General features: G+C 73.6%; 10 protein-coding genes. 9 read left to right on the top strand and 1 reads right to left on the bottom strand.

Annotated features, from left to right (window positions below; all coding sequences use genetic code 11):
* Positions 1–6 precede the first annotated feature (6 nt).
* The gene (locus DQ238_RS01785) at positions 7–894 is read left to right on the top strand and encodes a TetR/AcrR family transcriptional regulator (protein ID WP_370447493.1); all 888 of its coding nucleotides are present in this window, start codon (positions 7–9) and stop codon (positions 892–894) included.
* 131 nt (positions 895–1,025) lie between these two features.
* On the opposite strand, the gene DQ238_RS01780 is transcribed toward DQ238_RS01785, so the two are convergent.
* The gene (locus DQ238_RS01780; RefSeq protein WP_158550686.1) at positions 1,026–1,460 is read right to left on the bottom strand and encodes a pyridoxamine 5'-phosphate oxidase family protein; all 435 of its coding nucleotides are present in this window, start codon (positions 1,458–1,460) and stop codon (positions 1,026–1,028) included.
* A 917-nt stretch (positions 1,461–2,377) separates the two neighbouring features.
* Here DQ238_RS01780 and DQ238_RS01770 point away from each other — a divergent pair.
* From DQ238_RS01770 to DQ238_RS01735, 8 genes are all read left to right on the top strand, one after another.
* Positions 2,378–3,172, top strand: a complete 795-nt coding sequence (locus DQ238_RS01770; protein WP_233495622.1) for an IclR family transcriptional regulator — start codon at positions 2,378–2,380, stop codon at positions 3,170–3,172.
* 90 nt (positions 3,173–3,262) lie between these two features.
* Positions 3,263–5,305, top strand: a complete 2,043-nt coding sequence (locus DQ238_RS01765; RefSeq protein ID WP_113779657.1) for an acetoacetate--CoA ligase — start codon at positions 3,263–3,265, stop codon at positions 5,303–5,305.
* A gap of 24 nt (positions 5,306–5,329) precedes the next feature.
* The gene (locus tag DQ238_RS01760; protein WP_113779555.1) at positions 5,330–7,150 is read left to right on the top strand and encodes a PEP-utilizing enzyme; all 1,821 of its coding nucleotides are present in this window, start codon (positions 5,330–5,332) and stop codon (positions 7,148–7,150) included.
* Between the two features lie 11 nt (positions 7,151–7,161).
* Entirely contained in the window at positions 7,162–8,247 is a 1,086-nt protein-coding gene (locus tag DQ238_RS01755) for a PEP/pyruvate-binding domain-containing protein (protein WP_113779554.1), read from the top strand.
* Between the two features lie 5 nt (positions 8,248–8,252).
* Entirely contained in the window at positions 8,253–8,768 is a 516-nt protein-coding gene (locus tag DQ238_RS22975) for a biotin/lipoyl-containing protein (protein ID WP_199506068.1), read from the top strand.
* Positions 8,765–10,132, top strand: a complete 1,368-nt coding sequence (locus tag DQ238_RS01745; RefSeq protein ID WP_113779553.1) for an acetyl/propionyl/methylcrotonyl-CoA carboxylase subunit alpha — start codon at positions 8,765–8,767, stop codon at positions 10,130–10,132. The genes DQ238_RS22975 and DQ238_RS01745 overlap by 4 nt, the downstream gene beginning before the upstream one ends.
* On the top strand, positions 10,132–11,613 hold the full coding sequence (locus tag DQ238_RS01740; RefSeq protein WP_113779552.1) for a biotin carboxyl carrier protein: 1,482 nt from the start codon (positions 10,132–10,134) through the stop codon (positions 11,611–11,613). The genes DQ238_RS01745 and DQ238_RS01740 overlap by 1 nt, the downstream gene beginning before the upstream one ends.
* A complete protein-coding gene (locus DQ238_RS01735) occupies positions 11,606–12,457 on the top strand; it encodes an HAD-IIA family hydrolase (protein ID WP_233495621.1) in 852 nt (283 codons plus the stop codon). The genes DQ238_RS01740 and DQ238_RS01735 overlap by 8 nt, the downstream gene beginning before the upstream one ends.
* Positions 12,458–12,478 lie beyond the last annotated feature (21 nt).

The following is a 12,478-nucleotide window of genomic DNA, read 5'->3' as shown; positions in this document are numbered from 1 at the left end:
ACGAGTATGAGTGTTGTCTCACGCATGAAGCAACCCTCATTTTTGAGGATGTGGTCAGGGATGAGGGGTTGGTATGCTCCGGTCCCGTCAGGGGCCGTCCCGTCGCTTCGGTCGGTCCGGTCCAGCCGTTGTAGGCCGCGCGCCGACGTCGACCAGTCCGACCTCACGGGTACGGGAACGAGCCAGCGGGAGAGCCGTCGGATGACAACTGCAGGGTCTCCGCTCGTCGGGTCCAGCGGTCGTGGGCGGGTCGGCAGGCGGCGTGCGCGCAACCGTGAACGGCTGGTCAGCGCCGCGGCGGAGCTCATGGCCGAGGCAGGCGTCGAGGGTGTCACGGTCTCGGCGATCACCGAGCGGGCCGACCTCGGCGCCGGGACGTTCTACAACTACTTCCAGTCCCGGGACGGGATCGTCGACGCCGTCGTCGCGGGCGCCGTGGAGACGCTGGGGCAACGGCTCGACGCGCTGACCCAGGGCATGGCCGACGCGGCGGAGATCTACTCGTCCTCCCTGCGCCACCTCATGCGCACCGCCGTCACCGACCCGCTGTGGGGGCGGCTGGTGGTCCGGCTCGGCATCGCCCACGACCAGCTCATCGCGACGCTGGGTCCACGTGCTCGTCGGGATCTCCTGATCGGGGTCGACTCAGGCCGCTTCCAGGTCCCCGACGTCGACATCGCGACCGCGATCACCTTCGGTGCGCTGCTGTCGGCGATCCACGCCCACCTCGGCAGCGACCAGGCCTCCGACCCGAGCGGGGTCTTCGCCGAGTCCCTGCTGCGCATGGTCGGCATCCCGGCCGAGGAGGCCACGGAGATCACCCAGCGGCCGCTGCCCCCGCTGCCGTCGCTGGAGGAGGCGCGGGTCATCCTCGGAGGGGACGCCGAGGGCTAGCGGCAGGGATTCGGAGTGCGGCCGCCCCGGGGCCCGCTGCGCTCCTCGTGACCGGCGTGCGGCCTGCGGCCTAGGGAGTGCCTGCGTCGTCCCGAGGTGGTACTGCCCAGTGCGGGCTCACCTCCGAGGACTCACCGAGCAGGCTGCCAGCGGTCCACGGGGCGGCCGATGCGCCGGCCCGAGACCTCCCGCAGCGAGATGGCGATGTAGGACTCCTTCTCCCCAGGGGCCCACACCTCCACCAGCGGAACGCCCAGGACGGCGACCTCGAGCTCGTCGCCGATCACCCGAGCCGGTCCGCTGGCGGTGACCGACCAACCGGTGCGGGTGGACGGGTCGATCCCGTCGACCCCGAAGGCCATGGCCAGGCCGTGGGCGGCGGCCGCCAGCTTGCTCCCGTAGCCGCTCCGCACGATCACCTCGCCCTCGTGGACCACGTAGTTGACCGGGACCAGCTGCGGGTCGCCGGCCGAGCAGTGAGCGATCCAGCCCACGGGTGCCGTGGGCAGCAGCTGCAGGCACTCGTCGCGGGACAGCACCTCGATGTACGCCTTGTGATCGCTCATGGCCTCGGTTCCTCCGTCGACGGGCGGGTGGCGGTCGGAGCAGCGGACGGTGATCGGCGCGGCTCCGGCGGCCGGGTCCATTGGTAGCGCCGGTTCACCCGGGCCGTGAACCACCCCCGAGCCCGGTGGAGGCCGAGTTCTGCCGTCAGCGGTCGGTGCAGACGTCGCTCTGCCGGTGGTACGCGGCCTCGGACTCCGGTGGCGGGACCGGAGGACCGTCGTGGCCGACGTCGGCGCGAGGGTGCGCGCGTCGACGCTCCGCTCGACCGAGCCTTGGAACGCCCGGAGCCGGCGGCGCACCACTCCGCCGCGGACGTCGGAACCGGACTCGTCAGTCCGACACCGACCGGTCTCGACAGCTCGCCCCTGACGCGACGTCAGGCCACGGCATCGAGGCCATGGGGAGCAAGCGGATGGGATCACCGCTCACCGACGCCGAGCAGCCACACGGAGAGGCCCTGGGCCGGTGCTACTGGACTAGGCGCAGCGCCGGCGCGGCGGGAGCGGGCGGATCGGCCGCTGCCGCCCCTCCGGGGAGGAGGACGAGCCCGGGACGGGCTCCGGCCGCGCGAGGTCCGTCGAGCCTGGCCCGGTCGGACGCGTTCGCGTAGCCGGTGGGCAGCCGGGAGCACTGGTCGTGGGCGTGCGGCGGCACTGCGGGAGCGGCGGGGTCCTGCGCCGGGTGGACGTAGCGGATGCGGTCCGCGGGGTCGTAGGTCCTCATCTCGTCCTCGCCTCCTCCCCGGATCCGCCGGTGCGGTGGCCGCGGTCTGCGGTGGTGACACCGGCGGTGCGATCCGGACAGGGACAGCGTGACCCTCGGGTACGACAGGAATCGGACCCCGAGCCGAGTCGGGGCACCGAGGCCGGGGTTCCCGTCCAGTGGTAGCCGTGACCCGGAGCACTAGCCTGCGAGCATGGACGGCGGCCGGGGAGCCGGCGGTGGGCCGGGTCGTCGGTCGGTCACGGTGCGGGCGACCTCGCTGCTGAGCGCGTTCGACGCCGACCACCGGGTGCTCAACCTCTCCCAGCTGTCCCGCCGCAGCGGCCTCCCGCTGGCGACCGTGCACCGTCTGGCCGCCGACCTGGTCGAGAGCCGCCTGCTGGTCCGTCGTGGCGACGGCCGGTACGAGATCGGCGCGCTCCTGTGGCGACTGGGGCTGCTCGCGCCGCCCACCGAGCTGCGCGAGCTGGCCCTGCTGCACCTGCAGGACCTCGTCGGGGCCACCGGGCACACGGTCCACCTGGCCGTCCTCGACGGGGCCGGCGCGCTGGTCATCGAACGACTCGCCGGCACCAGGACCCTGCCGACCCGGCACAGCCCGGGAGGCAACCTCCCGCTGCACTGCACCGCGGTCGGCAAGGCGCTGCTGGCCTCCGCCGACCCCGCCCTCGTCGCCCGGGTCGCCGGCGACCTCCGGCGGCACACCGCCTACACGGTCACCGACCCGGCGGCCCTGCACCGGCAGCTGGCGGAGATCCGGCGCAGCGGGGTGGCGCGCAGCGCGCAGGAGCACCGCCTCGGCGTCTCCTCCCTGGCCGTCCCGGTCAACGGCTCCGACGGCGTGGTCGCCGCCCTCGGCCTGCTGGCCCCGCTGCGCAGCCCGCGGGTGGCGGGCGCGCTGCCGCACCTGCGGGCCGCCTCGGCCTCGATCAGCGCGGACCTGCTGCGCAGCGGACTGGCGGTCACGACCTCCAGCGGCTCGGGCTGATCGGCTCCCGACGCGCCGCCGGGCCGGGTGTTTCCGGATACCGGGAAGGAGGTGTTGTCCGTCACACCGCGCTCGGCGACCGTCTCGTCCATGTCGAGCGCGGCGGTGCGCGGGGGAGCCGAGGACGGATCCGTCCGCGAGGGCGACCTGCTGTGGACGCCGTCCCCCGAGCGGATCGAGCGGACCCGGCTGACCGCGTTCACCCGCTTCGCCGAGGAGCGCACCGGCCGGTCGTTCGACGACTACGCGGCGCTGTGGCGCTGGTCGACGACGGAGCTGGAGGAGTTCTGGTCGGCGGTCTGGGACTTCTTCGACGTCCGGTCGTCGGCGCCGTACGACGCCGTGCTCGCCGAGGACACCATGCCCGGCGCCCGGTGGTTCCCCGGCGCCCGGCTCAACTTCGCCGAGCACGTCCTGCGCCGGGAGGCGTCGGGCGCGCCGGCGCTGCTGTACGCCAGCGAGACCGAACCGCTGCGCGAGCTCCCCTGGGAGGAGTTCACCCGTCAGGTCCGCGCGGTCGCCACCCACCTGCGCGAGCGCGGCGTGCGGCCAGGGGACCGCGTGGTCGGCTACCTGCCCAACGTCCCCGAGGCCGTGGTCGCGGTGCTCGCCGCGGCCGCCGTGGGCGCCGTGTGGGCCGGCGTCTCCCCGGACTTCGGCGCCCGCGGCGCGCTCGACCGGCTGGCCCAGCTGCGCCCCACCGTGCTGGTCGCCGCCGACGGCTACCGCTACGGCGGCCGCACCTTCGACCGGCGCGACGAGGTCACCGAGATCGTCGCCGGGCTGGCCGATCTGCGCGAGGTCGTGGCCGTGCCCGTGCTCGGCCGGCCCGTGCCCAGCCAGCCCGTGTCGAGCCTGCCGGTGCCGGTCACCTCCTGGCCCGACGCCCTGGCCGGCCCGTCGCAGGAGGCCGGTGACCTCGTCTGCGAGCAGGTCCCGTTCGACTCCCCGCTGTGGGTGCTGTTCTCCTCGGGGACCACCGGCCTGCCCAAGCCGATCGTGCACGGCCACGGCGGGATCCTGCTCGAGCAGCTGAAGTCCCTGGCGTTCCACCAGGACCTGCGTCCCGGCGACCGGGCGTTCTTCTTCACCACCACCGGCTGGATGATGTGGAACTTCCTGGTCAGCATGCTGACCGCGGGCATCGTTCCGGTTCTCTACGACGGCAACCCGTCGCACCCCGACGTCGACGTGCTGTGGCGGCTGGCGCAGGACGCACGTGCCCGCTTCTTCGGGACCAGCCCGACCTTCGTCGAGTCGATGGAGAAGGCCGGGATCGTGCCGCGGGAGCGGTTCGACCTCTCCGCCCTCGAGGTGGTCATGCCGGCCGGGTCACCGGTCGCCCCGGCGATCACCGCGTGGTTCCACGCGGCCGTCCGGGACGACCTGTGGGTGGCCACCGGCAGCGGGGGCACGGACGTCTGCACCGGCCTGGTGGGCGGCGTGCCGACGCTGCCGGTCCGCGCCGGCGAGATCCAGGCGCGGTGCCTGGGGGTGGCGGCGGAGGCCTGGGACGACGCCGGTCGCCCGGTCGTCGGCCGGGTCGGGGAGCTGGTCGTCACCCGCCCCATGCCCTCGATGCCGCTGTTCTTCTGGGGTGACGAGGACGGTGCTCGCTACCGGGCCAGCTACTTCGAGACCTTCCCGGGCGTCTGGCGGCACGGCGACTTCCTCGAGGTCGACGAGCGCGGCGGCTGCTTCGTCCGTGGCCGCTCCGACGCCGTCCTCAACCGGCACGGTGTGCGCATCGGCACGGCCGAGATCTACCGGGTGGTCGAGGACGACGCCGCCGTCGTCACCTCGCTGGTGGTCGACCTCGACCTGCCCGGCGGCGGCGCCATGGTGCTGTTCGTCGTCCTGGCGCCCGGTGCGGTGCTGGACGACGAGCTGCAGGAGCGGCTGCGCCGCAGGCTGCGGGGGGAGTACACCCCGCGGCACGTGCCCGACCGGATCGTCGCCGTCCGCGCGGTCCCGCTGACCCGCAGCGGCAAGAAGATGGAGGTCCCGGTCCGCCGGCTGCTGATGGGCGCCGACCCCGCCGACGTCGCCGACCCCGGCGCCATGGCCGATCCCGGCTCCCTGGCCGGGTTCGTCGAGTACGCCCGCACGCAGCAGGACCACCCGCTCGCCTGACCCCCCGAGAACAGGAGACGCCAGATGTCCCAGCCCACCGGCGAGCGGTCGTTCCCGCTGCCGTCCCAGATCGCCGACGTCCCGGGTGCTGCGGGGTGGGAGGAGATGTACCCGTACTTCTCCCGCTTCCAGCCCGAGGACGACCAGCGCTTCTGGTTCTACAACTCGATGCACTTCCCCGAGGTGGTGCCGGCCTTCGACGGCCTCACCTCGGAGATCCCCTACACCGCCATCGGCGCGAACACCGCGCGCCTGTTCTCCTTCCCGACGACGATGGGGATCGAGTACCGGATCGTCAACGGGCGGGTCTACATCACCGCCAACCCGGTGCTGGACCCGGCTGAGCAGGCCGAGCGCCTGGAGCACTTCCAGGAGCGGGCCGGCCACTACTACGCCAACTGGGACCGCCTGTACGGGGAGTGGCAGCAGCGGATCGAGAAGCTGATCGCCGAGATCGAGGCGGTCGAGGTGCCGCAGCTGGGCGAGCTCGACGACCTCTCCGTCGTCACCGAGGCCCGCGGCTTCGCGTCCAACCACCTCCTGCGCGAGAACTTCCACCGCTGCATCGACCTCTACTCGAAGATGTGGCACCACCACACCGAGTTCCTGATGCTCGGGTACGGCGCCTACGTCGTCTTCTTCGGGTTCTGCAAGCAGGCCTTCCCGGAGATCGGCGACCAGACGGTCGCCCGCATGGTCGCCGGCATGGACGTGACGATGTACCGGCCGGACGACGAGCTGAAGGAGCTGGCCGCGCTCGCGGTCGAGCTGGACCTCGCCGACCTGTTCGTCGAGGGCAACGAGCCGGCCAAGGTGCTCGGCGCCCTGGGGGAGCGGGGGGACGCCGGCGCCCGGTGGCTGGCTGCCCTGGAGGAGGCCAAGGACCCGTGGTTCCACGTCTCGGTCGGCGACGGCTTCTACCACCACCACCTGTCCTGGGCCGACGACCTCACGGTGCCGTTCGCCGCGCTGCCCCGCTACGTGGAGCAGATCGGCAACGGCGAGGACCTCACCCGGCCCACCGAGCGGCTGGCCCGGGAGCGCGAGCGGATCGCCGCGGAGTACCGCGCCCTCCTGGCCTCCGACGACGAGCAGGCCGCCTTCGACCAGATGCTCGGGCTGTGCCGGCAGGTGTTCCCCTACATCGAGTCGCACAAGTTCTACTGCGAGCACTGGTTCACCACGCGGTTCTTCCAGAAGATCCGCGCCTTCGGCCAGCTGCTGGCCGACCGAGGGGTGCTGGCCGACGCCGAGGACGTGTTCCACCTGCGGCACCTCGAGGTCGAGGACGCCCTGGCCGACGTGCAGCTGGCCTGGGCGGCCGGCGGGACCGAGCTGGGCGCCCGCCACTGGCGGCCGGTCGTCGAGCGCCGCAAGCAGATCCTCGACGCGCTGTCGCGGTGGTCGCCCCCGCCGGCGCTGGGGCCGGTGCCCGAGACGATGAACGACCCCGCGGTGCAGATGCTCTGGGGCGTCACCGACGAGACCATCCAGACCTGGCTGGCCGGCGAGGAACTCGACGAGAAGACCGTCCGCGGGTACGCGGCCTCCCCGGGCGTCGTCGAGGGGGTCGCCCGCGTTCTCATGAACGTCAACGAGATCGGGCAGATCCGCGAGGGCGAGGTCCTCGTCTGCCCGGTGACCGCCCCCAGCTGGGGGCCGGTGTTCGGCAAGATCGCCGCCGCCGTCTCCGACATCGGCGGCACCATGTCGCACGCGGCGATCGTCGCCCGCGAGTACGGCATGCCGGCCGTCGTGGGGACCGGCCAGGCCACCACCAAGATCACGACCGGTGACCGCGTCCGCGTCGACGGCGACCGCGGCGTCGTGACCATCCTCGGCTGAGGAGGGCGACCATGACCACGGTCCAGCCCGTGCTGCCCTTCGCCGACATCGGCCGGGACGACGTCCCGGCGGCCGGGGGCAAGGGCGCCAGCCTGGGGGAGCTGCTGCGGGCGGGCGTCCGCGTCCCCGACGGCTTCGTGGTGACGACGGCGGCCTTCCGGTCCGCGGTCGCCGCGCTCGACCTCGGCTCCCGGGTCACGGTGCTCGACCCGTCCGACGCCGGTGCGGTCGCGGCGGCCTGCGCCGAGCTGCGGTCGACCGTCGAGTCGGCGCCGCTGCCGGCCGCGGTCGCCGAGGCGGTGACCGCCGCGTACGCCCGGCTCGCCGACGCGTGCGGCCAGCCCGACCTGCCGGTGGCCGTCCGGTCCAGCGCCACCAGCGAGGACTCGGCCGAGGCCAGCTTCGCCGGGCTGCAGGACACCTACCTGTGGGTGCGCGGTGCGGACTCGGTCCTGTCCTCCGTGCGGCGGTGCTGGGCGAGCCTCTACAGCGTCGAGTCGGTGAGCTACCGGCTGCGCCGGGGCATCCCCGAGACCGACCTGGCGATGGCCGTCGTCGTGCAGCAGATGGTGGGCTCGCGCAGTTCCGGGGTGATGTTCACCCGCAGCCCGCTGTCCGGCGACCGCTCGGTCGTCGCCATCGACGCCAGCTGGGGCCTCGGCTCGGCCGTCGTCAGCGGCGAGGTCACCCCGGACTCCTTCGTCGTCAGCAAGGTCACCGGGGAGATCGTGCGGCGGACGGTGTCGACCAAGACCCGCTGGCACCAGCCTGATCCCGGCGGCGCCGGTGTGGTGGAGAGCGACGTGCCGGCGAACCTGCGCGACGTCGCGTCGCTCAGTGACGCCGAGATCGCCGAACTGGTGGCGATCGCCCGGGAGGTCGAGGCTCACTACGGCTGCCCGCAGGACATCGAGTGGGCGGTGTCGCGGACGGCGCCGCCCGGCGAGAACGTCTTCCTCCTGCAGAGCCGACCGGAGACGGTGTGGGCCGAGAAGGACGCCGCGGCGGCCACGCCCGGGGTCGCTCCGACGTCCCGCGCCTTCGACCACGTGTTCAACCTGCTGGGCGGCAAGCGCCCAACCCCTCCGGAGAGCTGAGCGCCGTGGACCTCACCCCCGACGACGTCCGCGACGTCCTGCACGCGTTGGACTCCAGCGGCCTGGACGAGCTGCACCTGGAGCTGGCCGACCTCACCCTGACGGTGCGCCGGGAGGGCGCGTCCGGCTGGACGGCCGAGCAGCAGGTGCTCCGCCGTCCGGTCGTCGAGGGCCACAGTGGCCACGAAGGCCCCACCGACAGCGGCCGAAGTGGCCACGAAGGCCCCTCCGCGGCGGTGGCCGAGGGCATGGTGGCGGTGCACCCGCCGCTGCTGGGCACCTTCTACCGAGCGCCGAAACCGGGCGCGGCACCGTTCGTCGAGGTCGGCGACCTGGTCACCGAGGACACCGTCGTCGGCATCGTGGAGACCATGAAGATGATGACCCCGGTGCACGCCGGCGTCCGCGGCACGGTGGTGGAGGTCCGCGCCGGCAACGGGGAGTTCGCCGACACCGACGCGGTGCTCCTGGTGGTGGACCCGGCCTCGGGCACGGCCGGGCTGGGCGAGGGCGCGTCGTGAGGATCCGGCGACTGCTCGTCGCCAACCGCGGGGAGATCGCGGTCCGGGTCGTCCGCACGTGTCGCCGGCTGGGCATCGAGTCGGTGCTGGCCGCCTCCGACGCGGACCTGGACTCGCTGCCGGCGCGGCTGGCCGACCGGGTGGTGCGGCTGGGCCCGGCGCCGGCGTCGGCGAGCTACCTGGACCCGTCGGCCGTGGTCGGCGCCGCGCGGGCCGTGCACGCCGACGCGGTGCACCCCGGCTACGGCTTCCTGTCGGAGAACCCCGCGCTGGCCCGGGCGTGCGAGGCGGCCGGGATCGTCTTCGTCGGGCCGACACCGGCGTCCCTGGAGGCGGTCGGGGACAAGCTCCGGGCCCGCTCGCACGCGATCGCCGCCGGGCTGCCGGTCGTGCCCGGCGGCGAGGCCGCAGACCTGCCCGGCGCGCAGGCGGTGGCGGCCGAGGTCGGCTACCCGCTGCTGGTCAAGGCGGTCGGCGGAGGCGGCGGGCGCGGGATGAAGCTGGTCCGCGCGGCCGAGGAGCTGCCGCACACCCTCGACCTCGCCGTCTCCGAGGCCGCCGCCGCGTTCGGCGACCCCCGGGTCTACCTGGAGCGCTACGTCGCCTCCGGCCGGCACGTCGAGGTGCAGGTGCTCGGCGACGGCACCCGGGCCGTGGCCCTGGGCGACCGCGACTGCTCGGTGCAGCGCCGCTACCAGAAGCTGGTCGAGGAGGCCCCGGCGCCGCTGCTGCCCGACCGCGTCCACACCGAGGTGGCCCAGGCCGCCCTCGCCCTCGCCGAGCACCTCGGCTACCGCGGCCTGGGCACGGTCGAGCTGCTCTACGACCGCGAGCGCGAGGCGTTCTACTTCCTCGAGATGAACGCCCGCATCCAGGTGGAGCACCCGGTCACCGAGGTGGTCACCGGCATCGACCTGGTCGCCGAGCAGCTGGCCGTCGCCGAGGGGCTGCCGCTGTCCCTGCGCCAGGAGGACGTCACCCTCACCGGGCACGCCGTCGAGTGCCGGATCAACGCCGAGGACCCGACCGCGGACTTCCGGCCGTCACCAGGGCGGATCGACCGGGTGGTGCTGCCCGTGGGGAACGGCATCCGCGTGGACACCCACGTGCAGGGCGGCTCCGTCGTCCCGCCCCACTACGACTCGCTGCTGGCCAAACTCATCGTGCACGGCCGCGACCGCGCCGACGCCCTCGCCCGGGCCCGCGCCGCGCTGGCACTCCTGCGGATCGAGGGCGTGACGACGACCGCGCCGGTGCACGCCGCGCTGCTGGCCGACCCCGAGTTCGCCGCCGGGGGAGTGGACACCGCCTTCTTCGAACGGTTCCTCAGCGGCGCCCGGCTCGATCTCGTGGAGGTGTCCTGATGGCCGACGTCGGACTGGTCGACGTCTCCCTGCGCGACGGCAACCAGAGCCTGTGGGGTGCTGCCGGACTGCGCACGGCGCACGTGCTGCAGGTGGCGCCGATCCTGGAGCGGGTCGGCTTCCGGGCACTGGACTACAGCTCCAGCACCGCGATGGGCATGCTGGTCCGCACCCACCGGGAGGACCCCTGGGAGCTCCTCAGGCGCACCCGCGCGCTCATGCCGAGGACCAGGCTGCAGTTCATCGGCACCGGCTTCCGCTTCATCTCCTGGCAGAACTCCCACCCCGACACCATGCAGCTGGTGTACGACCGGCTGGTCGCGGGCGGCATCGACCGGGTCGTCGTCCTCGACCCCATGCACGACATGGACGCCGCCCGCGCCACCGCCCGCCGGCTGAAGAAGGCCGGCGTCGACGAGGTGGTCGCGGCGCTGACCTTCACCATCAGCGCCGTCCACGACGACGCCTTCTACGCCGACCTCGCCCGCCAGATGCGCGAGTGCCCCGACGTCGACCGCGTCTACGTCAAGGACCCGGCGGGCATCCTCACCGCCGAACGCGCTCGCACGCTCCTCCCCGCGATCGAGTCCCAGCTCGGCGACGTGCCGCTGGAGCTGCACTCGCACGCCACCATCGGGCTCTCCCCGCAGACCTACTCCATCGCGCCCGAGCTCGGCGTGGAGGTCGTGCAGACCGGCTGCGGGCCGCTCGGCAACGGCTCGTCGCTGCCCGAGGTGCGCCGCACCGTGGCCAACCTCCGCGAGATGGGCCACCGCGTCGACGTCGACGACCGCGCGCTCGGCCTGGCCTGCGACTTCTTCGAGCGGCTGGCGACCGCGGAGGAGCTCCCCGCCGGGCGACCGCAGGACTTCGACGCCGCGTTCCTGCACCACCAGATCGCCGGGGGCGTGCTGACGACGACCCGCCGCCAACTGCGGGAGATCGGCATGGAGGACCGGTTCGAGAGCCTGATCGAGGAGGTCGGCCGGGTCCGCGCCGAACTCGGCCACCCGATCATGGTGACGCCGTTCCCCCAGATGGTGGTCTCGCAGGCGCTGTTCAACGTGATCGGGGAGCGCTGGTCGACCGTGCCCGACCAGGTGATCCGGTACGCGCTGGGCAGCTTCGGCCGGCCCACCGCCCCGATCGACCCGGACGTGCTCGACCGGATCCTCGACCGGCCGCGGGCCCGGGAGCTGCAGTCGGAGCCCCCACCCCCGTCCCCGGAGGAACTGCGCCGCCAGTTCGGCTCCGCGATGAGCGACGAGGAGCTGCTGCTGCGGGCGCACATGCCCGCCGAGCAGGTCGACGCGATGCTCGCCGCCGGGCCCGCGCCCGAGCACTACAACCCGACCCTGACGCCGGTGCTCACCCTGCTGCGCGAACTGGGGGAGCGGACGACCGTGCACGACCTGGCGGTCGGCAAGCCCGACCTGCGCCTGTTCGTGCACCGCCGGAGGGAGGGGACCGTCCGTGTCTGAACCCGGCCCCGCCGTCCTGGACCGCCTGCGCCGTGTGCGCGGCTTCGTGCTGGACATGGACGGCACGCTGGTCCTCGGGGACCGCGACAACCGGGGGCTGCGTGCCCTACCCGGAGCCGTGGAGTTCGTCCGTCTGCTCGTGGAGCGGGACCTGCGGTTCTGCGTGTTCACCAACGGCACCGTGAAGACCCCGACGCAGTGCGCGGACGCCCTGCAGCAGGCCGGCCTCCCGGTGCCCGACGACGCGGTGCTGACGCCGGCCACCGCCGCGGTCGAGGTCTTCCGGCGGCGCGGGCACCGCCGGGTGGTGGTGCTCGGTGGCAAGGGCGTCACCGAGCCGCTCGAGGCCGCCGGGATCGAGACTCTGCCGCCGCTGCCCGGCACGACCGCAGACGCCGTCTTCGCGGGCTGGTACCGGCAGGAACTCACCTTCGAGGCGCTGGAGGCCGCCTGCTTCGCCGTCCTCGAGGGAGCGACGTTCTACAGCGCCTCCCAGTCACCGTTCTTCGCCACGGCGGAGGGACGCACGCTCGGCACCTCACGGGCGATCTCCGCGGTGGTCCGCGACATCACCGGGTGCCGGGTGACCGTCGTCGGCAAGCCGTCGCTGCAGGCGCTGCGCGCGGCGGCCCGGCACCTCGGCGTCCCTGCCGCGGAGCTGGCCGTCGTCGGCGACGACCCCGAACTGGAGGTCCCGATGGCGCACGAGGGCGGCGCGGTGGCCGTCGCCGTCCACACCGGCATCGGCCACGCGGAGTCGTTCACCGACCTGCCCGAGGACGTGCGTCCCCACCTGGACCTGACCGACGTGGGGGTCCTGGGAGGGCTGCTCGCCCACGGCTGAGCACGGGCCGCCGGTGCTGGC

Origin of the sequence: Geodermatophilus sp. TF02-6 (assembly GCF_003319115.1) — a bacterium.
GTDB lineage: Bacteria > Actinomycetota > Actinomycetes > Mycobacteriales > Geodermatophilaceae > Geodermatophilus.
Note: the sequence above shows the minus strand (reverse complement) of the source record. Positions and strands in the feature narration are given on the sequence as shown.